Source organism: Paremcibacter congregatus (assembly GCF_006385135.1).
Lineage (GTDB): Bacteria > Pseudomonadota > Alphaproteobacteria > Sphingomonadales > Emcibacteraceae > Paremcibacter > Paremcibacter congregatus.
Window position 1 is genome coordinate 1209060 of record NZ_CP041025.1, and the last position, 21391, is coordinate 1230450.

Annotated in this window: 19 protein-coding genes; 14 read left to right on the forward strand and 5 right to left on the reverse strand. The window is 48.8% G+C overall.

Annotation, left to right across the window (positions count from 1 at the left end; translation table 11 throughout):
- Positions 1-18 precede the first annotated feature (18 nt).
- The 10 genes from FIV45_RS05360 to FIV45_RS05405 all read left to right on the forward strand — a co-directional run bounded on the left by FIV45_RS05360 (position 19) and on the right by FIV45_RS05405 (position 14151).
- Positions 19-4494 carry a chemotaxis protein CheB gene (locus FIV45_RS05360; protein WP_165776900.1) on the forward strand — a complete coding sequence of 1492 codons (4476 nt, stop codon included), beginning with the start codon at positions 19-21 and terminating at the stop codon, positions 4492-4494.
- 155 nt (positions 4495-4649) lie between these two features.
- A complete protein-coding gene (locus tag FIV45_RS05365; protein WP_099471362.1) occupies positions 4650-6995 on the forward strand; it encodes a glycosyltransferase family 4 protein in 2346 nt (781 codons plus the stop codon).
- Positions 6955-7968: a glycoside hydrolase family 130 protein gene (locus FIV45_RS05370; protein WP_099471363.1), complete on the forward strand. Its 1014-nt coding sequence runs from the start codon at positions 6955-6957 to the stop codon at positions 7966-7968. The genes FIV45_RS05365 and FIV45_RS05370 overlap by 41 nt, the downstream gene beginning before the upstream one ends.
- Entirely contained in the window at positions 7961-10357 is a 2397-nt protein-coding gene (ppsA, locus tag FIV45_RS05375) for a phosphoenolpyruvate synthase (RefSeq protein ID WP_099471364.1), read from the forward strand. Before FIV45_RS05370 ends, ppsA begins: the two co-directional genes overlap by 8 nt.
- Before the next feature lie 48 nt (positions 10358-10405).
- On the forward strand, positions 10406-11221 hold the full coding sequence (locus FIV45_RS05380) for a universal stress protein (protein ID WP_099471365.1): 816 nt from the start codon (positions 10406-10408) through the stop codon (positions 11219-11221).
- A gap of 114 nt (positions 11222-11335) precedes the next feature.
- Positions 11336-11839, forward strand: coding sequence for an Hsp20/alpha crystallin family protein (locus FIV45_RS05385; RefSeq protein ID WP_099471366.1), 504 nt, complete (start codon positions 11336-11338; stop codon positions 11837-11839).
- A 100-nt stretch (positions 11840-11939) separates the two neighbouring features.
- Entirely contained in the window at positions 11940-12404 is a 465-nt protein-coding gene (locus tag FIV45_RS05390; RefSeq protein ID WP_204602035.1) for a phosphomannose isomerase type II C-terminal cupin domain, read from the forward strand.
- A gap of 75 nt (positions 12405-12479) precedes the next feature.
- A complete protein-coding gene (locus FIV45_RS05395) occupies positions 12480-12926 on the forward strand; it encodes a CBS domain-containing protein (protein WP_099471368.1) in 447 nt (148 codons plus the stop codon).
- A 72-nt stretch (positions 12927-12998) separates the two neighbouring features.
- Complete coding sequence (locus FIV45_RS05400) at positions 12999-13574, forward strand: PAS domain-containing protein (protein ID WP_133118524.1); 576 nt, start codon at positions 12999-13001, stop codon at positions 13572-13574.
- Positions 13575-13698: 124 nt separating this feature from the next.
- Complete coding sequence (locus FIV45_RS05405) at positions 13699-14151, forward strand: cytochrome C (RefSeq protein WP_099471370.1); 453 nt, start codon at positions 13699-13701, stop codon at positions 14149-14151.
- A 31-nt stretch (positions 14152-14182) separates the two neighbouring features.
- On the opposite strand, the gene FIV45_RS05410 is transcribed toward FIV45_RS05405, so the two are convergent.
- Complete coding sequence (locus FIV45_RS05410; protein WP_165776901.1) at positions 14183-14887, reverse strand: helix-turn-helix domain-containing protein; 705 nt, start codon at positions 14885-14887, stop codon at positions 14183-14185.
- A 182-nt stretch (positions 14888-15069) separates the two neighbouring features.
- Between FIV45_RS05410 and FIV45_RS05415 the strand changes: the two genes are divergently transcribed.
- Positions 15070-15798 (forward strand): response regulator, encoded by a 729-nt coding sequence (locus FIV45_RS05415; RefSeq protein ID WP_204602037.1) that lies wholly within the window; start codon positions 15070-15072, stop codon positions 15796-15798.
- 36 nt (positions 15799-15834) lie between these two features.
- Here FIV45_RS05415 and FIV45_RS05420 read toward each other — a convergent pair whose 3' ends face one another.
- From FIV45_RS05420 to FIV45_RS05430, 3 genes are read right to left on the reverse strand one after another with little or no spacing between them, the layout of a single operon-like run.
- Positions 15835-17193 (reverse strand): erythromycin esterase family protein, encoded by a 1359-nt coding sequence (locus FIV45_RS05420; protein ID WP_099471903.1) that lies wholly within the window; start codon positions 17191-17193, stop codon positions 15835-15837.
- Positions 17194-17198: 5 nt separating this feature from the next.
- Entirely contained in the window at positions 17199-17858 is a 660-nt protein-coding gene (locus FIV45_RS05425; RefSeq protein WP_099471373.1) for a phosphoribosyltransferase, read from the reverse strand.
- Between the two features lie 5 nt (positions 17859-17863).
- Positions 17864-18544, reverse strand: a complete 681-nt coding sequence (locus FIV45_RS05430) for a dienelactone hydrolase family protein (protein ID WP_114365295.1) — start codon at positions 18542-18544, stop codon at positions 17864-17866.
- Between the two features lie 248 nt (positions 18545-18792).
- Here FIV45_RS05430 and FIV45_RS05435 point away from each other — a divergent pair, with 248 nt between their 5' ends.
- From FIV45_RS05435 to FIV45_RS05445, 3 genes are all read left to right on the forward strand, one after another.
- Positions 18793-19059 (forward strand): N-ATPase subunit AtpR, encoded by a 267-nt coding sequence (locus FIV45_RS05435; RefSeq protein ID WP_099471374.1) that lies wholly within the window; start codon positions 18793-18795, stop codon positions 19057-19059.
- A gap of 41 nt (positions 19060-19100) precedes the next feature.
- Positions 19101-19556, forward strand: coding sequence for a host attachment protein (locus FIV45_RS05440; RefSeq protein WP_165776902.1), 456 nt, complete (start codon positions 19101-19103; stop codon positions 19554-19556).
- A gap of 100 nt (positions 19557-19656) precedes the next feature.
- Positions 19657-20175 carry a flavodoxin family protein gene (locus FIV45_RS05445; protein WP_099471376.1) on the forward strand — a complete coding sequence of 173 codons (519 nt, stop codon included), beginning with the start codon at positions 19657-19659 and terminating at the stop codon, positions 20173-20175.
- 32 nt (positions 20176-20207) lie between these two features.
- On the opposite strand, the gene FIV45_RS05450 is transcribed toward FIV45_RS05445, so the two are convergent.
- On the reverse strand, positions 20208-20816 hold the full coding sequence (locus FIV45_RS05450; RefSeq protein ID WP_165776903.1) for a helix-turn-helix transcriptional regulator: 609 nt from the start codon (positions 20814-20816) through the stop codon (positions 20208-20210).
- Between the last annotated feature and the right edge of the window lie 575 nt (positions 20817-21391).

The window sequence follows — 21391 nt, forward strand, 5'->3', positions numbered from 1 at the left end:
ACGCAAGGGTCAAAAGTCGTGAAACCTCGTAAAAAAAGCAGGGCAAAAAAAGCCTCGGATATAACGACAGATCCCGTGATTTCAGATGACAGGTCTGAATTGATATTCAAGAATAACACATTCCCCATTGTTGGGCTGGGGGCTTCTGCGGGCGGATTACAGGCCTTTACAGATTTTTTTAAAGCGATGCCAGCCGATAGCGGGATGGCCTTTGTCGCCATTCATCACGTCGACCCGGATCATGAAAGTCTAATGGCGGATCTGTTGGCCAAGCATACGTCAATGAGTGTTGTTCTGGCCAAGGATCATACGAAGGTCGAACCGAACCATGTTTATATCATTCCCCCGAGTTATTTTCTGAAAATAGACAATGGTGTTCTTTATCTGACAGAACCGGATGCGCGGCGGGGGATGCGGTTGCCGATCGACTATTTTTTAACATCGCTGGCAGAGGAAAGAAAACAGAACACGGTCGCGGTGATCTTGTCCGGTACGGGCAGCGATGGAACGGCAGGGGTCAGAAGCATCAAGGCGAATGGCGGTATGGTCATCGCGCAAAACCCGAGAGAGGCGTCTCATGACGGGATGCCCCGGAGCGCCGTTGCGTCAGGATCGGTCGATCATGTTCTCCGGGTTAATCAGATGCCAAAGGTGATTATGGATTTCTGTAATCACCCGTACATCAGCAAGGGTAAGGCCGCTAAGGTTCTGGGCGAAAACGCCCGCGGATCGCTGGGGGATATCATCGATGTGTTGAAGGCATATTCCCCGATCAATTTCGAATTCTATAAAGAAGGTACATTGTTGCGGCGTATAGAACGGCGTATGGTATTGAAACATATGGATAATTCTGTTGATTACCTGGCGTTTTTGAAAGATTCACCGGATGAAGTGGAAAAATTGTTCGGGGACTTTTTAATCAGCGTGACGTCCTTCTTCCGGGATCCGGAGTCTTTTAAATACCTGGAAAAGAAAGTCTTGCACGACCTGGAAGCGCATCAGAGAAGCGATAAACCGATCCGCGTCTGGGTCCCGGGCTGCGCCAGCGGTGAAGAGGCTTATTCCCTGGCCATGCTGCTGATTGAAAATATTACGGCGAACAGAAAACATATAAAGCTGCAGATTTTTGCCTCTGATGTGGATGATCGCGCCCTGGAAGTTGCCCGCGCCGGCATTTATCCGGGGTCTATCGAGGCGGATGTATCGCCGGCTCGGTTGAAACGTTTTTTCATCAAGGAAGACCATACATACCGGGTTTCACCGGAGTTGCGCGACAGTGTCGTCTTCGCCAATCAGAATGTTTTGGCGGATGCGCCTTTCTCAAAACTGGATATTATTTCCTGCCGGAACTTGCTGATTTATCTGAATAGTGAAGCACAGGAACGCATCATTCGCATGTTCCATTTCGCCTTGAACGATGGCGGATTGTTGTTTTTGGGGTCATCTGAAACAGTGAGCAGTTTTGAAGAGTTATTCCAGCCGCTGTCCAAGAAATTCAAACTGTACAAAAGAGTAGGAAAAGCCCACTCCCGGCCCTATTATTTTCCTATCAAACCAAGGGTTTATGGAGATGTGCAAACGTCCAGTTCAACGCTGCCTGAAATGAATCGCCAGACGCGTCTTGCGGACGTCAGTCAGAAATTCCTGGTTGAACATTATGCCCCCGTTGCGGTGTTGATTAACCAGAAGATGGAATTATTGTTCGTTCAGGGGCCGGCGGACATGTATCTCAGGGTGCCTGCGGGGGAGAGTAGCCAGGATCTGTTGGCAATGGCGCGGGATGGTCTGCGGGCCAAGTTGGGCAGTACAATCCGCAAATCCGTGCTCGAAGGGGCGGAGATATCAAGTGGGGGCACCGTTACCCGGAATGGCACAACCGTGCCTGTGGCGATCACGGTGCATCCTCTGGATATTGAAGGAAACCGCTTGTTGCTGGTGACATTTATCGACAAGCCTTTGATGGAAAATATACCGGTACCTGATGAAGGGGAGCGCGACAATTCTGAAGCCTATCGGCATCTGGAACAGGAACTGGAGGCGACACGGATCGACCTGCAAACCACGGTTCAGGATTATGAGCGTTCAACGGAAGAATTGAAAGCGATTAATGAAGAAGCGATGTCGATGAACGAAGAGTTCCAATCGACCAATGAAGAGCTGGAAACCTCGAAAGAGGAACTGCAATCGTTGAATGAAGAACTGACAACCTTGAATACGCAGCTTCAGCAAAAAGTCGATGATGAACGCCGGATGTCGGACGATCTGAATAATCTGTTGTCCAGTTCAGGGATCGCGACCTTGTTTCTTGACCGGCAGCTCAGCATTATGCGGTTTACCCCGGCGACCCGGGAATTGTTTAATGTGCTGGTAAATGATATCGGGCGCCCGTTTGGCGATATTACCGGCAAGCTGGATGACCCTAAACTTCTGAAGGATGCGGCCATGGTCCTGGAAGACCTGACGCCGGTTGAAGTCGAAGTCAGATCGGCGGAGGGGCGATGGTATTTACGCAGAATTCTGCCTTATGTCACGCAGGCCGGCAAGGTGGATGGGGTTGTTTTGACGTTCCTGGATGTAACCGCGCTTAAAGTGCTGGAACAATCCAACAAAGCGGCTTTGCGCCTGACCGAGAATATCGTTGATACGGTACGTGAGCCATTGTTGGTTCTGGATGGAAAATTCACCATTATCAAGGCCAGCCGGTCTTTTTACAAAGATTTCGGGACCGTTCAGACGAAAACAGTGGGGGTCAACCTGTTCGATCTGCAGGGTGGCCAGTGGGATTTGCCGGCATTGCGTAAATTGCTGGAACGTATTTTGCCGGATAAAACAACAATTGAATCCTTCAAAGTCACTTTGGCCTTTAAGGCAAAGGGGGCCCGCACCATGTTGCTGAACGCCCGGCAGATACAGAGAGAAGGCGAAGGCGATGAGTTGATCCTCATGACCATCGAAGATGTGACGGAAAGGGATAATGCCCAGAAGGAATTGCAGGAACGGGAAGCCCGCCTCAGCGCCATTCTCAATGCGATTCCCGAAGCGGTTCTGACCATTAATGAAGACGGTATCATTGGCAGTTTCAGTCCGGCGGCGGTGAAGATTTTTGGGTATGCGGCGAAAGAGGTGCTTGGTCAGAGTGTCAATATCCTGATGCCAAAATCAGATTCCGGTGAAGGGGACGGGGACCTGTCGCATTATATGACCAGCAGGGATCAGATGAACAACCGCATTGGTCAGGAGATTTATGCGCACTGCAAAGATGGCAGCAAAGTGCCGATCCGTCTGAGGGTTGCAGAATTCTGGTATGATGAAAAACGTCACTTTATCGGAGTTCTGCATGACCTGACCGAGGAAAAGAAGCGCCGTGAAGAATTACAGCGGGCACAGAAAATGGAGGCCGTAGGCCAGCTTACAGGCGGTATTGCCCATGATTTTAATAACCTTCTGACAGTAATTACCGGCAATCTGGAGATGTTGGATATGCAGCTGGAGGATGAGACACAACGCGTTCTCCTGGGGGAGGCGGAGGAAGCCTCTGCGCTTGGCGCGCAGCTGACCAATCGTCTGCTGGCTTTTTCCAAACGGCAGACGCTAGAGCCTAAGAATGTTTGTCTGAACGACCTGATTACCACGATGACGCCTTTGTTGCGGCGGTCTCTAGGAGAGGAAATCACCATCGTCACCAGACTGGCAGATGACCTGAAGCCGACATTGTCCGACCCTGGCCAGATAGAAAACACGTTGTTGAACCTTGCCATCAATGGGCGTCATGCAATGCCCAAAGGGGGTGTCCTGACGATTGAGACGCAGAATGTTTATCTGGATGAAGATTATGCGGCAACCCAGGTGGATGTTGAACCGGGCCCCTATATCGCGTTGTCGGTCAGTGATACGGGAACGGGCATGTCAGAAGATATTCGGGAACGGGCTTTCGAACCATTCTTCTCGACAAAAACGCCGGGTAGCGGTTTTGGCCTTGGGTTGAGCATGATTTACGGCTTCGCGAAACAATCCGGAGGACATGTTGCGATATACAGTGAGGAAGGTGTAGGCACGACCATTAACCTGTATCTGCCGCCGGCCATCAGTACGGATGTCCAGGATGAGAAGGCGGAAAGTCTCCCTGGTGATGTCTCAAAGAATGTGGTTGTTCTGGTGGTCGAGGATGACGAACGGGTTCGGCGTCTGACGGTTCATCGTCTGGAAAAACTCGGTTATCAGGTGATTGCAACCAATAATGGCCGGGAAGCCGTTAAAACGCTGAAAGAAAATGACCACATCGACCTGGTGCTTTCTGATGTGATCATGCCTGGGGGAATGACAGGATTCGAGGTGGCGGATGAAGCCTTGAAGATTAACCCGAAACTGAAAATTTTACTGGCCAGCGGTTATGTGGATGCCAAACAAGCCGAGTCCAATCCACATCGGTTTTTACGTAAGCCATACAGTATAAAAGATCTGTCAAACGCCTTGGCGGATTTATTGACGGAATAACTTTTCAAAAGCCTCAGATGGCTTGAGCTATGCGCGGTTCCCCCGGGAAAAGGGGGAGCCGTTTTTTTGTATCAACTGATCGTAATCAATATTGTCGGCCTGTTTGGCGCTATCTTTTTTCTATCCAATCATCGCATTCAATTAGAGAGAGAAAGATGCCAGTCGAGAAAAGCCGCGACACTATTCTGCCACCTTCACGTCGAAATAATACCACGCCCCGGAAATTAAAACGGGTTGCTTTTATTGGAAATTATGTTCCCCGAAAATGTGGAATTGCCACGTTTACGGCGGACCTTTCCGACGCCATGGTACAGGGAAACCCGGATGTCGAATGCTGGGTTATTCCGGTGAATGACACGGCGGAGGGGTATAATTATCCCGACCGCGCCAGATTTGAAATTTTTGAGAATGATTTATCCTCTTACCGACATGCCGCGTATTTTTTAAATATAAATCAAGTGGATGTTGTTTGTGTGCAACATGAATTCGGTATCCATGGCGGTCCTGCGGGAAGTCATATTCTAACCTTGTTGAAGTCACTTCATATGCCGATCGTGACGGTGCTTCACACCATTCTCAGAACGCCGAATGCGGATCAGAAGAAGGTAATGGACCGGTTGATCGAATATTCAGACCGACTTATCGTGATGAGTGAAATGGGCATAGAGATATTATCCGAGGTCTATGATGTTCCTGAAAGCCAGATAGACTTCATCCCGCATGGCATTCCCGATTTCAGCTTTATCGATCCGCATTTTCATAAAGCAAGTTTCGGGATGGAAGGCAAGACAACTTTGCTGACATTCGGGCTCTTGTCAGAGAATAAAGGCATTGATTATGTGATCCGGGCCTTACCCGGAATCATAAAAAAACATCCTGACTTTATCCTGATCATTTTGGGGGCCACCCATCCACATGTTTTGCGGCGAGAGGGAGAAAGTTACCGCCTTTCCCTGGAACGGCTGGTCACGACCCTGGGACTGGAAGAACATGTCATTTTTTACAACAGATATGTTGAATTGCCCGAATTGATCAAATTTATCGAGGTCGCGGATTTATATATCACGGCTTACTTGAATGAAGCGCAGATTACATCCGGGACTTTGGCGTATGCCGTGGGGGCGGGCAAGGCAGTTTTGTCAACGCCATATTGGCATGCGCAGGAGTTGCTGGCGGAAGAGCGGGGGGTATTGGTGCCGTTCCGGGATTCAGAGAAAATCTCACAGGAAATACTGAACCTTCTTTCGGATAATAAAAGGCGCCAGAGCTTGAGGCGAAATGCCTTTGAATATGGCAAGCGTATGAGATGGTCAAAGGTGGCGGGAGAATATATCGCGTCTTTTATGACAGCGTGTAAGGTGCGTCAGGAGCATCCCCGGACATTAGCCACACACGCCAACCTTAATCAACCGCCAAAAGAATTATTAAAGGTGGATTTACGTCACTTGAGAAGGCTGACGGATACGACGGGGTTGTTTCAGCATGCGACTTATGCAACACCCAATTATAATGATGGCTATAGCACTGACGATAACGCCCGGGGATTATTGTTTACGACTCTTCTGGAAGAAGAGAATTTATTGGAAGCAGCTGACGAAGATTTAAGAAACAGCTATTTTGCCTTTCTGGCTTACGCCTTTAACCCTGAATTTGGCCGGTTTCGCAATTTCATGGCTTACGACCGGCAATGGCAGGAGGAAGTGGGGTCTGAAGATTCTCATGGAAGGTCGGTCTGGGCTTTGGGGACGGTCATCGCCCGGTCCCAGGACCAGGTGTTGTGTAACGCCGCCACAGAGATTTTCCACCAGGCTTTGCCTGCCTTGCACCTTATGACCAGTTGCCGGACCTGGGCATTTTCTTTGCTCGGGTTACATGAATATCTGAAGAAATACGCCGGGGACAGATTGGTGCAAAAGTTACGGGCGCGCCTTTGCGATCATCTCATGACGGAATATAAGGCTTTTTCAGGCCGCAACTGGCCCTGGTTTGAACGTCAGCTGACCTACGCCAATGCGGTATTGCCGCACGCCTTGCTGGTCTCGGCAAAGGCCATGGGACGGTCCAATCTGGAAAACAAGGCTTTGGATATTCTGAGATGGCTTGTGGACATCCAGAAGTTGGAGAAAGGTTGTTTTTCGCCTATCGGTACAGAGGGATTCTATCACCGCCGGGGCGCCAGAGCCCGCTTCGACCAGCAACCGACCGAGGCCCAGGCTATGGTATCCGCCTGTCTGGAAGCATATCAGATCACAAAAGATACTTATTGGTGGTTACAGGCAAAATGGGCCTTTGAATGGTATTTGGGGCAGAATGACCTTCAGGTTCCTTTATATGATCCGGCGACGGGGGCGTGCCGGGATGGTCTTCATGCAGATCGGGCGAATGAAAACAGGGGTGCGGAATCGACCCTCGCCTTTTTGCAGTCACTCATCGAAATGCATGCAGTGGAGAATATGATCAATGTCTCAGACATCAGAAGCAAAACAAAAGTTACAGCATGAAACCCTGTTTAAACGGGAAAAAAACAACCCTATTTTGACCGCGGCACACTGGCCTTATCCGGTAAACTCGGTTTTTAATCCGGGGGCGACGCTGTTGGAAGATGGCACAACCCTTTTGCTCTGCAGGGTGGAAGACCGTAGCGGACTGTCACATTTATGCGCGGCGCGATCAAAAGATGGCATATCCAACTGGGTTATTGATAAAAAGCCTACGCTTTTGCCTTCCCCGACGGAATACCCGGAGGAAACCTGGGGGATAGAAGACCCCAGAATTACTTACCTGCCGGAGAAGAAGGTATATGCGGTGGCCTATACGTCTTATTCCATGCCGGGGCCGACTGTGTCGATTGCCCTGACGAAGAATTTCAAGAAATTTGAACGGGTCGGCATGGTGATGCCGCCCTTGAACAAGGATGCGGCGCTTCTACCCCATAAGATCTGTGGGAAATGGGCGATGATACACCGTCCCACCACGTCACATTACTCTCATATCTGGATATCATTCTCAGCCGACCTGGATCATTGGGGGGATCATAAAATGATATTACAGGCCCGGCGGGGACCCTGGTGGGATTCCGATAAAATCGGACTGTCACCACCTGTGATTAAGACGTCAGAAGGCTGGTTAATGATTTACCATAGTGTGCGCCATACGGCCTCGGGGGCAATTTATCGCATTGGTTTGGCGTTATTTGATTTGGGGTGTCATCAGACATGCCTGCGCCGGTCGGATACCTGGGTGCTTACCCCGGAGGCGGGCTATGAACGCAATGGCGATGTGGCGAATGTTATTTTTCCCTGCGGTTATACAATCGCAGAGGATGGCGATACGCTTCGGCTTTACTACGGGGGGGCAGACACCTGCATCGGCATGGTGACCGGCAGTTTACGTGAATTGTTAAGCTGGTTGCAGGGCAACAGCAAGGTTATGGATAGTGATGATATTTCCCTTAGGGAGAATAATTATGACTAAACGGACATTTATCCGACCTTTTAGAGAGATTGGATTAGATGATATCGCGTTGGTGGGGGGGAAGAACGCTTCACTTGGTGAAATGATCCAGCATGTGACGCAGGCAGATGTTCATGTACCGGAAGGCTTTGCCTTGACAACAGATGCCTATTGGCTTTTTTGGCGAAACAACAATCTTGCTCTCCCTGTTGAAGAACAACTGCGGTATTTAACGGAAGGCCATATCACGCTTCAGGAAGCGGGCAGTCAGATAAGAGGGCTTTTTTTTCAGGGAAAAATGCCGGAAGAGGTTACCGCCGCCGTCCGTGAGGCATATGGCGCATTATGTGACCAGGCCGGTGAAAAAAAACTCCAGGTCGCGATCAGAAGCAGTGCGACGGCGGAAGACCTCCCGGAGGCCAGTTTCGCAGGGCAGCAGGAAAGCTTTCTGAATGTCCGGGGGGGAAAGGCGGTCGTTGATTGTTGTCAGAGATGTTTTGCCTCTTTGTTTACCAATCGGGCGATAAGTTACCGGAATCTGCATGGCATTGATCATATGAAGGTGGCATTGTCGGTGGGCGTTCAAATGATGGTGCGGTCAGACAAGGCCTGTTCCGGGGTTATGTTTTCACTGGATACGGAGACAGGATTTCCTGAGGCCATTCTCATAAACGCCACCTGGGGGTTGGGAGAGGGGATTGTGTCCGGCACCGTTGATCCGGATGAATATATGGTCTTTAAGCCGTTTTTGTCCGATTCCTCTCTCGTGCCGATCATACTAAAAAGATCCGGGCAGAAAAAAGAGAAGGTGGTGTATGCCGCATCGGGCGCCATTGGCACGGAAAGGGTTGCAACATCACGGCAAGAGCAAGCCGATTTTGTTTTGACGAATGCCGAGATTATCTCGCTGTCCCAGGCGGCGAAAAGAATTGAGGCACATTACACAGTTCCTATGGATATGGAGTGGGCCAAGGATTTTAGAAGCGGTCAATTTTATATCGTCCAGGCGCGGCCTGAAACGGTGCAATCCAAGAAGAAGGCCACCGGTCTGTGGACCTATCAACTGAAGGAAAAGGGGCCTGTTCTGACGCGTGGGTTGAGCATAGGGGATGCTGTTGCGACGGGAAAGGTCTGTATCCTGAAGAACATATCCGAAGCGGATAATTTCCCTAAAGGGGCTGTTCTGGTGGCCCCACAAACCGATCCGGATTGGCTGCCGGTGATGCGCAAGGCCAGCGCCCTGATCACGGAACATGGGGGACGGACTTCCCATGCCGCGATTGTCAGCCGTGAATTGGGATTGCCAGCCGTGATCGGAACCGGAAATGCCTGCCAGGTTTTACAGAATGGTCAGGAGGTCACCGTATCCTGTGCAGAAGGCGGTGAGGGGATGATTTACGAGGGTATTCTGGCGTTTGAAAAAAGTCGTCAATCTTTTGATGAAATTCCGCCAACGGTTACGAAAGTGATGCTGAACATGGCAAATCCGGACGCGGCCTTAAGGTGGTGGCGGTTGCCGGCCGATGGCATCGGCCTGGCGCGGATGGAATTTATCATCAGCAACCATATTAAAATACACCCCATGGCTTTATTGCATCCGGACAGAATTTTAAATACGGGGGATCTCAATGCTGTGGAAGAATTGACCCGTTCCTATGATTCAAAGGCGGCGTATTTTGTGGAGAAACTTGCACTGGATATCGCTTTAATCGCGGCTAGTCAGTATCCCAAGCCGGTGATCGTGCGTCTTAGTGATTTCAAAACCAATGAATATGCTGACCTTCTGGGCGGGGCAGCGTTTGAACCGCGGGAAAGCAACCCCATGATCGGATGGCGGGGGGCCAGTCGCTATTATGACAAGGATTACCGCGAGGCGTTTTCCCTTGAGTGCAAGGCGTTAAAGCGGGTGAGGGATACGATAGGTTTTAAAAATGTTGTCATCATGGTGCCTTTCTGTCGCACGATGAAAGAAGCCGATAGGGTGCTTGACATTATGGCGCAAGAGGGACTGAAGAGAGGTCAGGCGGGGCTTGAAATTTACGTGATGGCGGAAATTCCCTCGAACATTATTCTCGCGGAAGAATTCGCAGAACGTTTCGACGGGTTTTCCATCGGCAGCAATGACCTGACCCAATTGACCCTCGGAATTGACCGGGATTCAGATAAATTATCTCCCATGTTTGATGCCGCTGATCCGGCGGTTTTGACCCTTATTCGGGATTTGATCACCAGAGCCCATAAGAGAGGCACGAAGGTTGGTCTGTGTGGGCAGGCGCCCAGCGACGACCCGGATTACGCCAAACTATTGATTGAAGCGGGGATCGATACGATTTCGGTCACGCCGGATAGTTTTTTATCTGTGAAAAACAAAGTTTTCACCGCTGAAAGAGAGATAAGACAGACGTCTTGAACCGGGGGCGGATGAGGGCCGTGAAGAATTTAAATAAAGGAGAAACTAATGTTAAAATCTATTCTTGTGCCACTTGATCATAAATCGACCAGTGAACGGCGGATCATGGCGGCGACGACGTTGGGGCAGAAATTCGGGGCACATATCCAGGGTGTTCATGTGTTGCCTACTCTGGAACATATGATGCAGACCATTCCCTATATGCCTTATGCCGCCGAGGTTTATCAGCAACACCATAAGTCGCTGAAGAAACAGGCCAAGGCTCTTCTGGAGCATTTCGAGCATGCAATGACCGGTGCCGCGCTCAACTATGACAGGGTTCTGGAGGAAGGCGATCAGGATTCGATATATAAATTCTATTCCCGGTGCGCGGACCTGACGCTTGTGAACCAGGAGGATCTGACAGTTGGGAGTATTTTGAACCAGATGAGTTCTTTTGTCTTGGGCAGCGGGTTGCCTGTGATGGCTCTGCCGGAAAATATGCTGTTTCCGACAATTGGCGAACGTATTCTGGTGGCCTGGAACGACAGTGCGCAATGCGCCAGAGCGACCCATGATGCGCTGCCATTCTTGTGTGAAGCGGAACGGGTGACGGTTTTGTCGGTTGGGGAGTATGATAAGGATCAGGTGCCAACGACGGATATCTGCCAGCATCTCTCTCGGCATAATGTTAATGTTGAAGGCCGGGAAGACGGCGTGGCCGATAATGTCGCGGAGACCATTTTAATGGCGGCGGAAGAGTTGAATGCGGACCTGATCGTTGCCGGGGCATGGGGACATTCCCGTATCACGGAGGTCATTTTGGGGGGTGTAACACAGCGGCTCTTTTCCAATAAACTCCTGCCGGTTTTCTTATCTCATTAAATGGGGAAAAAAGGGAGGTTTGATTGATTGCAATCAACACAAAAAACGTATTTTTCTTTCTAATGAAGAAGACCGTAAAGAGCAAATTGACCTAACTTGAAAAGGAGAAATACCATGAGCATTCGTGACCTTGTACCGTCTCTTTGGCAAGAAAAAGGGAATGGCCGCCGCGAATCCCTGATGCCGATTGAAACGTTGAAGGAAGAAATGGACCAGTTGTTTGATAATTTCTACCCTCTGTCCGGACGTCCTTTTCAGAGAAGGTGGGCGGACCGGAAGATATCCAGCATTGCACTGGCAGATATCGGGGAAACGGAAAAGGCTTTTGAAGTGACCATGGATCTGCCGGGGTTTGATGAAAAAGACATCGACATCACCTATGCGGACAACCAGTTGACTGTTGAAGGCAAGAAAGAAGATACCCGGGAAGAAGACGGCAGGGAATACCATCGGCTGGAACGCAGTTGTGGCTCCTTCCGCCGGTCTTTCTATCTGCCTGTGGATGTTCTGGAAGACAAAATGAACGCTGTCTTTAAGAAAGGCGTTCTGAAAATTACTTTACCAAAATCGCCAGAGGCACAAAAGGCGCAAAAGAAAATAGCTATAAAAACGGCATAAATTATGGACAGTCAGGAGGGAGTTTTCCTTTGTAGGGCGTCTCCCTCCTTTGCACAAAACCGCATAGGGAAACGTTGTCAGGATGGTGGAATGTTCAAACATGATTAGAACAATGGATATACTGGTTGAATTGGGCAGAGGCATATCGGCCAAGCCCGTTCAATGGTGCAAGGGTCTTTATAACAAGATCCGCACCATATGGGAGGGGCACCGGCCTTGGGGATATTACAAGGTTCTGGAGAATACGTCGCACCGAAAGGTGAAGACAATTCATGTGACGCCGGGAAAAAGACTGAGTTTGCAAAAACACAGACATCGGTCCGAATACTGGTTGGTGGCCGAAGGCTGCGGTCTGGTAGAGGTCAATGACAAGGAGTTGTTATTGGAGCCGGGCAACAGTATCGCGATTCCTCAGGATACCACCCACAGGGTGACCAATGTGGGGAAAGAACCGTTGGTCTTTGTCGAGATACAAGTAGGCGATTATCTGGAGGAAGACGATATTATCCGCCTGGAAGATGATTATGGTCGCAGAACGGCTGAAACCCAGAAGTCTCAGATTTAGTGAGCCTTTGCTGACAAGTTATGTGGAGCGATATGTTGCTTGGTGAAACAGACATTAACAGAAGGAGATGTTAAAATGCTGGTCAAAGACATTATGTCCCATTTTGTCACGACGATTGATGAGGAGGCCAGTTTAAAGGAGGCCGCAAGCAAGATGCGTGATCATGATATCGGTTGTTTACTTGTCAGCCGGGAGGACAACCTTTCCGGCATCGTGACGGATCGGGATATTACCTGCAAAGGGGTAGCGGACGGGATGGACATTGATGCAATGATTGTTAGTGATGTGATGACCCATGATGTGATCTGGTGTGCGGAAAACAGCGATGTGGAGGATGCCCTACATATTATGGAAAACAATCAGATCAGACGCCTGCCTGTTTTGGATGGAGAGAAGAATTTGGTGGGGGTTTTATCGATTGGTGATATTTCAACGCAAATGCCTCATGAACTTTCAGGGGAAGTGATTGAAGCTATTTCGAAGACGGGGAAAAGAAAACCGCCGATGACGACGGTGAGTTAGTCGAATAAAATACGCTTTTGGATATTGAGGGATAAACAAATGCCGTAATCTTGAGAAAGGAATAAAAAAGCTGTGGCATTGGAAATGGTTGATATCCTTACGTTAAACAAACAAACAAAAAACATTATGGATGCGGTTAGTTCTCTTGTGGTGGTCATGGATGAGGGCGGTCGAATTACATATATTAATCAGGCCTGCACAGATATTACAGGATATTGTTTCTCCGATGTAGAAGGACGATATATCTGGGATTTTTTATTCTGTCCTGTTTACGCTGCGGAGGCGCGGCGTGCATTTCATGACCTCATATCAACCCACAAACCTTGTCACGGAAAGACGGTTTGGCGCGCCCGGGACGGGACGTCGAATTTAATTTCCTGGTCCAGTCAGGTTATTAAAGGCGCATCGGATGACAAAATATCTGTGATTGCGACAGGGGTGGGGGTTAGTCAGCAAGCCGTTGCGGCGCTTGGTATTGATGGAATAGCGCATGATTTTAATAATCTTTTGACGGTGATTATAGGCAATCTGGAAATTCTGCAGGATTATGTCAAGGCGCCTGAAGGCCATGCATTGATCGGAGATGCTATTATAAGCGCCGGGCAGGGGGCGAGATTGATCGAGAGCCTGTGCCGGAACAATGGGTAACACCTGGTCAGAACCTGACAAAACTTCAAGACGGATTGATTACAGTCAAGCGACGCGAACCTCTACGCATTATGATGGCGCCCACAGGAAATATTATTCATAAAAATACAAGGAAGGCTCAGTCATGAAAACACTATTTATTTCCATTCTTGGCGTTTCTCTAATCATGTTTCTCACCGGCTGCGATCAGGGCCCCAAATCCGCAAGGGGATTTAGTTTGCCAGAAGGCAGTGTGGTGAATGGGGAAATTAAATTTGTCCAGCTAAAATGCAATGATTGTCATTCCGTTGTGGGACGTGAAGAAATCAGAGAAGATGTCGACCCGATCATGACGGTGCCGTTGGGAGGAATGACGACACGCATTGTTACATACGGGGAGCTCGTCACATCGATTATCAATCCTTCCCATAAGATATCACAACGATATCTTGCGACACCAGTTGAAGAGGAGGGGCAGTCAAAAATGCGTAACTACAATGAACTTATGACTGTTCAGGAGCTTATTGATATTGTTGCATTCCTGTCAGAGCAATATGAATTGCAACCCTATCCCAAGACATACTATACCGTTTATTGAGCGGTTCACCGGATTTTCTGGAAGGTTCACATCATAGGGTTTGCGCCAGAGCGGATAATTGTTTCTGGTCCTTGAGGGTGAATTGGCTTGCGCTGAGAAGCTTGATCAATCCTGCCCGGTTGAATTTACTGAAAACACGGCAGACGGTTTCCTGGGTCAGTCCAAGATAATCTGCAATATCAAGGCGGGACATCGGCAGGGAAACAACGGCTTCCTGTGACGGAACCTGGATCGTTGTCCATCTCTGGCAGTTCAGCAGAAAAGTCGCCACCCGTTCATCGGGCTTTTTGCGCCCCAAAGACACCAGCTGTGCATGTGTGTCGCTCAGTTGGTGATAGGCAATTTCTATCATTTTCTGGGCGAGGTCCGGATTTGATTGTAACAGCTGTTCCATTCTGGAAAGGGTATGGTAATAGACGGTAGTGTCGGTAATGGCTTCTGCACTGTAAAAATATCGCCCGCGCGCCGGCAACCCGAGAATGTCGCCTTTGGTATAGAAACCTGTAATCTGGCGACGGCCGTCATTGAGAATAGTATAGGTTTTTACCGTACCTGTCACAATCTCATAAAGGTAATGAATGGTGTCATCTTCGAATAGAATGGTCTGTCCGGAATGGTAGTTAAGAATATTTCTGACTTCGGGATGTAGGAATATTTTTGCGTTGTCTTGTGTGAAGGTAGACAGGCAGGATGGGTATTTGACGGCATTATTCTTGGCGAGGGCTATAGATCGCATGGCAAAGTCTCCAGAGGGATAATATGAAGTATATATCTTGTAACGACCCTTGAAAATTGACATACTTAGGTAACGCTCTCATGTCACGGGTTGCTGTATATGGTGACATTTTGTGACATTGACCTATAATAAATGTATGTGCACATTACTTTGAGGGTGATAAAACAGGTTCGGGGATGGACATGGCAAAAATTCTGATCGTAGATGATGATGAGGCTATTCTGAGGATGTTGGAGAAATTTCTCCGTCAGGAAGGCTTTGATGTCGCGACTGTTGCGAACGGAACAATCGCATTGGCAAAGATCAAAGCGTATGAGCCTGACATCATTTTGCTGGACATTAATCTTCCTGGTGAAGATGGTTTGACGGTGGCCAAGAAGCTCCGGCTTGAAAATCAGAATATTGGTATCATCATGGTGACGGGTAAAGGGGATATCATCGATCGTGTCGTGGGGTTGGAAATGGGAGCCGATGATTATATCGCCAAACCGTTTCACCTGAGAGAGGTGCTCGCCCGGATACGCAGCATATTAAGGCGTAGAGAACACACAGCTGTTTATGATGATGCGGATCAGAATGGTCTCCTTAAAAAAACATTACGTTTCAACGATTGGCAGGCTGATTTGGGAGCGCGGGTTTTAACCGGACCGGACGGCAACAAGGTGCCCCTGACCTCGGGTGATTTCAGGCTGCTGGAAGTTTTTCTCAAAAATCCTCAACGGGTCTTAAGCCGGGATCAAATCCTGGATTTTGTTGCGGCCCGTCAGTGGGAGCCCTATGACCGCAGCGTCGATACCAGGGTGCGCCGGCTTCGGGGTAAAATAGAGAAAGACCCGAGTACGCCCGAAATTATCAAAACGGTGCGGGGGGAAGGGTATGTTTTCTCAACACAAGTTGAAGTATCGTCTTAAGGTCTTTTCGTTACGGCCTATACACAGGCGCAGGGATCACAGGCCGGAAGGATATGTTTCATCCAGTTCCCCTTGATGCCAATGGGGCGTCACGGCCAGAGGCACCACTGCGGTTGTGGTGTTAAAATGGATCAGGTAATCAAATTGTTCCGGTAATATGGCTTCAAAATAGTGGCTTTCGCGTTCTGTATCGGGACGATAGATTACGCCGATTGCACGTTGCAGACGGGGAGAAAGCAGCAAGTCGGTTACGTTATTATCTTCTCTGAGGTTGATCAGAAAATTTTTCTGGTTCACCTGATGAAAAATATCTTCATAGCTGCCGGGAATGGGGGGCCTGACAGTTTTGGTTCTGGCAGGGGCGTCCCAGTTTGATGCCGCGGTCACGCTGCCTTCCGCGGTAGAAAAGCCGATGAGAAGGGCTTTGTCGCCGTAAGTTTCTCTTGCAAGTTGACCAATATTGAATTCGCCCCGTCGGGACATTTCGGTGGCGGCGGCATTGCCAATATGAGAATTGTGGGCCCAGATGATGGTTTTGGCTGGTTTATACGACTTTTCGGACAGATACCCTGCTAAGGCCTGGTAGGTTTCAAACATATGTTGATCCCGCATGTTCCACAGGTTCTGCCGAGAGGTGTTTTTGTTGCTAAACATCGCCCGATAATATTTTTCTGCATTACATACGACTTTGGCATTTTGTTCTGCACAAAAATATTCATCCGCGGCCAAAAGTCCGTCTTTGACCATATACTGGTATGATTTTTTCCTTATATCCACCAATTGAGCAATAATTTCATTTTCACAGGAATCGGTCAGCCCCAGGGTCATGGCGAGACCATAGGATTGCGGGTTCTCCATGAAATGATCAAGGCAGCTATAGCGTTCCCGGGCTACGGCGGCGGATTCCGGGTCTGTTTTCTCCAGATAGGCGATGACGGCATGGATGGATGTGCTCATGCTATACAAGTCCAGACCATAAAACCCGATGGGGCGGGCCTTGCTGGCATATAGTTCATTATATGCCCTGAGCCAGGTGATGAAATGTTGCACGTCATGGTTCGCCCACATCCATGTGGGAAAGCGTTCAAAATGATCCAGGGCTGCCCGTGCGGTGGTGCCAGGATAGAGGCCGCTGACATATCTGTTTATGGCGTAGGCATCCGGCCAATCGGCTTCTACCGCAATGGCATTATATCCTTGTTCAATAATGAGACGTTGACTGAGTTCGGCGCGGGCGCGATAGAATTCATGGGTTCCATGTGTCGCCTCCCCAAGAAGTACGACCTGTTTGTCGGCGGCGGCATCAACAATGTCATCATATTCACGCAAGGATTCTCCCACGGAACAGGCGCTTTTTTCAAGGGCAGCAATCAGATGTTTGTCATCTTTGGGCATGATTTTTAATCCATACATGAGTTTTTCTGTATTCTATTCTGCATCAGCAGCCTTTCGACTTCTTCATCGCTGGTTTGCGAGAAGTCGCCGTACCACCGCCCGACGCCATCGAAGGGTTCCGGGGTGTGGAGACAGATGAGTTCATCTGCCAGTTCCTCCAGTTCCTTGCAGGTGCGCAGACTGCCGACCGGGATGGCGATAATCAGACGACTGGCATTTGTCTTCTTCAGGGCATTCACGGCAGCATGCATGGTTGCCCCTGTTGCTAACCCGTCATCAATCAAAATGATGGTTTTGTCGTCGAAATTTGGCGCTGGCCTGTCGTGGCGGTATAACTGGCGTCGCCGGTTGAGCTCCTGAGTTTCCTGCTTGATGACGCTCTCGATGAGAGGGGAGGGGATGTCGAGTAAATCGACAACGTCGCGGTTGATATAAAGGATATTATCTTCCGCAATGGCCCCCATGGCAAATTCTCTCTGGCCGGGAACGCCTAATTTTCGCACCAGAAGCACATCCAGGGGAAGCTTCAGCTGTTCGGCGACTTCAAAGGCGACAGGAACGCCGCCGCGCGGTAAGGCAAGTACTAGGGTATCTTTTTCTTTCTGATATTTGGATAAGGCCGCGGCGAGTTCCTGTCCGGCATGTGTTCGATCGCGAAAATACATAGTCATTATCCCAAATAAAGTTTGAACCATTTCATCGCTTCGTGAGCAGCTAACTTGAGTGTGCCTGGTTCCTCGAAAAGATGCGTTGCGCCGGGAATAATATGAAGTCGGGAGTGTTTGTTCAGTTTGCTCAAGGCATCACGATTGAGTTCCAGTACGGTGAGATCTTTTTCGCCAACAATCAGTAATGTGGGGGCGTCCACTTGGGAAAGATATTCTCTGGCAAGGTCAGGCCGTCCGCCACGGGACACGACGGCAGAAATTGGTACTGTTTTCCTGGCGGCGGCGATCAGGGCGGCTCCGCCACCGGTACTGGAGCCGAAATAGCCCAATTTCAAATGTTGTGTGATCGGTTCATTCTTGGCCCATGAGGCGATTTCCACCAACCTGTCTGCCAGTAACGGAATGTCAAAGCGCAGGTGGCGGGTGCGCAGATCAATTTGTTCCTCTTTATCTGTCAAAAGATCAATCAGCAAGGTGGCAATTTTTTGGTCATGCAGTATTTCCGCCACATACCAGTTACGGGAACTGTGCCGACTGCTGCCGCTGCCGTGGGCAAAAATAACAAGACCATGGGCGTCTTTCGGTACAGTGAGACGCCCGTAGAGGGTTATATATTTCAGAGGAATTTGTACATTTTTATCCCGAATGGGGAGAAGGTTAGTAGGGGTATCCGGGACAGACATCTGGCTTTCCTCTGGGACAGTTTCAGAACCAGTGCTTATTTTATCATGCCTCATTGCCCCCTGATTGATCGGAATCAATCCTCTGCCACACGGCAGGCGTATAACTGAAACTAACCATTGAATTTTGTGAGGTGCGGTAAGATTTTGAAACCAACCGCTTTAATCAATTGGGGTATCGCACAATTGGGGTATCGCAATAGTAGGAGAATTATGCATGTCCTGAAGCAAGGCGAGGAAAGGTAATAAACATGTTATCACATATTGTACTCTGCATTGTGGCGGGAATTGGGTTGGGGGCGTCCTTTTATCTTGCGTTGGGTCTGCAGGACCTGTTGCCCTTGAGGCGGATGTCTGACTGGATAGGATTGTTTCTGCATCTCATGCGGTTCGGTATTACGATTTGGGTTTTCTGGATAGTGGCCGGGATTGGCAGCTTTCCTCTATTAGGTGCTTTGGCGGGCTTTTTGTCAGGCCGTTTTCTGGCCATGCGGTTTCTGAGGAAAAAAACGCTTTAACAGATGTTAAGATGATAAGACGGAAGTGGGGCAATATGGCAATGTCTTCGAAATTTAAGAAATGCTGGGTCGGGGTGATGGATGGCGGCTATGCACGGTTTTATCGCTACGAGCGGGCCAACCGAAAATTAATTCTTCTGTATGAACGGGATGTAGAAGCACTTCAGAATTTGGCGGAAAAGATGGCAGAGCCATCAGCGGGCCGGGTCTTTGATCGTTTTGGTCAGGGGCGGCATGTTGTCGAGCGACGCAATATGGCGGAAGAAAAGATTGAGCGCAAATTTGTCAAGGATCTGATTGATGAGTTAGAGAAAGCAGCAGGTCAGGGTAAGTTTGAGCATCTTGCCCTGATCGCTGCGCCACGTGCTCTGGGGTATGTCAGAGAATATATGGGGGACAGTCTGAAAGATACCATCATCGGAGAATTCCCGCTTGACTTGGTGCATGTACCACTCAAGGACCTGGAAGAGCAGGTGGATGATCTTTTAAACCCCTGAACCGGACCCGAAAAGAAAACGAAGGGGTGCGGGGAGGCAGGCCTTAACATCATGAGGCGCATAATTAATTGGCGGAAAGGAACCGGAAAGGCAGACCGACATGACAAAAAATATTCTTATCGTTTATTATTCGGATAGTGGCAATACCCGGAAGGCGGCTGAATATATCGCAAATAAACTTGATGCGGTTATGGAGCAGGTGAAAACGCCTGCCTTTGGACATGGGGTGTGGGGTTATTTTAAAAAAGGCTGGTTTTCCTGGCGAAAACGTCAGGTGCCCATCGCGCCTGTCGTGCATGACCCGGCCAATTTTGATTTGTTGATTGTGGGGGCGCCGGTGTGGGCTGGTCATGTGGCGAGTCCAATCCGCAGCTATCTATCAACTGAAGCGGCAAAAGCCCAAAAAGCGCCTAGGGTTGCCTTTTTTGTGACCGAAGGTGGCAGTGGCGGAAGCAGGGCGTTACAGGAAATGCGTGAACTCCTGAACGTCAAGACCATATGCGAACTCGAAATTAATGACCATGACCGCAAAGTCCAGCAAGATATTTCAATGATGGAAAATTTTGTGTCTCTGATTGATAATTCCCTGGAACAAGGCCCGCAGCCCGCCACGGCGTGAAAGCATTTCTGGCATGGGCCTTCATCCGTTGCCTACGGCGTAATGATGCCGCAGGACGTCGCGATAACAACGGCTTGTATGCGTGTGCGCACCTTGAATTTATGCCGGACATTTTTCATATAGCCTGTCACGGTCGTCGGCGAGAGGGAAAGCAGGTCGCCGATGTCATGGTCGCTCAACCCTTTCGCAGCCCAATATAGACATTCTTTTTCCCTGGGGCTTAAGGGGGGGGGAGTGAATGAACTACACTCTTGAGACTTGAATTGAATCACATTGTTCTTGTCACTTCCTGTGACAAGATAGAATTCTTGTTCACCGGCACCGTCTTCATATTCTTTTGGTGATGCGTTTTGCTCAGCTGATATCGAAGTTGTGGAGAGGGTATCTTTGTTCGCCTGGGGAGATTCTGGGAAATCCGTCATGATATCCTGTTCTTCGGCTTTTGACAGAGGAGCACCGTCAGTAATATAGAGCAGGATGGCATTGGGGAGCGGTGTGGTTATTTTGATTAAAGATATGCAGGTTTGTTGGGCGGTACCGATTGCCTCGATTTCTTTTGTAAATTCTTTGTGCAATTCCTGAAGACTGTTCACTTTCTGAACTTTTGCAGCAGTATCGACAATATAGGAAAATTCGCTCATTTCCCTCTCCTTCATAATAGGCAATTTAAAACAGTTTAACGACAAGGTTGTGAAAATAACATATTCAATTTAATGGTGTATTTTATTAAAATACAATACAACTCAAGCACTCATTCTTCCCAGTGAAAGAAAGCTAAACTCTTTAAGTAACTTTAAATTACGCATTATTTATATGCATCTAGGGATATTTAAAAAATAGGCTGGAAATTACGTGAAAGGGGAACATCGAAATTATTTCAAGCAGAATATGTCGCCTAAATACAGATATATATACCTATAGTTGTTATACTGACATAATTGATTTTGTAAATCAATTAATAACTGCAGCGAAGGGGCGTTTATTTAATTCGAAGAGTTGTGGGAGGTATGAAGGATGTATTCAACATTTTTCCAGAACTGGATGTTTTTACTGTGGCCCTGATCAACGGCGATTTTTTTGCGGCGCTGCATTTCCATAAAGGGGTTTTTATAGAAGGCCTGTAGCGAATATGCGACTTCTTCCGGAGTCGCAAGTTTATCGAGACTTTTCGGGCGGTGAAGTTTTTGTGATGTATGTTGAGAGGTCATTATACGCA